Source organism: Vibrio sp. 2134-1, from assembly GCF_033339495.1.
Genome location: NZ_JAWOUS010000417.1, coordinates 1 through 704, shown reverse-complemented (window position 1 = coordinate 704; position 704 = coordinate 1). Strand labels below are relative to the sequence as shown.

The following is a 704-nucleotide window of genomic DNA, read 5'->3' as shown; positions in this document are numbered from 1 at the left end:
AGTATTGTTGTGAACCAAAGCTAGATGGCTTAGCCGTGAGTCTGCTGTATGAAAACGGTATTTTAGTTCAAGCGGCAACGCGTGGTGATGGTACTACGGGTGAAAACATCACTGAAAACGTGCGCACCATTAATGCCATTCCTCTGAAGCTGAGGGGTGATGACTGGCCAGCTCGTCTTGAGGTCCGCGGTGAAGTGTTTATGCCGAAAGCAGGCTTTGAAAAGTTGAATGAGCTTGCGCGTCAGAAGGGCGAAAAAGTATTTGTGAACCCTCGCAATGCAGCAGCAGGCAGTCTACGTCAATTAGATTCGCGTATTACGGCTTCGCGCCCACTTAGCTTCTACGCATACAGTGTTGGAGTTGTGCAAGGGGCTGATTTGGCAGCCAGTCACTATGAGCGTTTTCTGCAGATAAAATCTTGGGGGCTGCCAATGTGTCCAGAGACCAAGCGAGTCGACAGTTTGGCAGACGTAAAAACTTATTATCAACACATTCTGCAACGTCGTGATGCATTACCTTACGAAATTGACGGAGTCGTGATCAAAATTGACGATATTGCCGTTCAAGAGCGCCTGGGTTTTGTTGCTCGCGCTCCACGTTGGGCGATTGCCTACAAATTCCCGGCTCAAGAATAAATCACAACATTGAATGAAGTTGAGTTCCAAGTTGGCCGAACGGGAGCGATCACTCCGGTTGCTAAGTTA

The 704-nt window shown here is 48.3% G+C and carries 1 pseudogene; it reads left to right on the top strand.

Annotated elements, in window-relative coordinates:
- Nucleotides 1-704: pseudogene (gene ligA / locus R7R78_RS26360) on the top strand (NAD-dependent DNA ligase LigA); the annotation flags it as partial.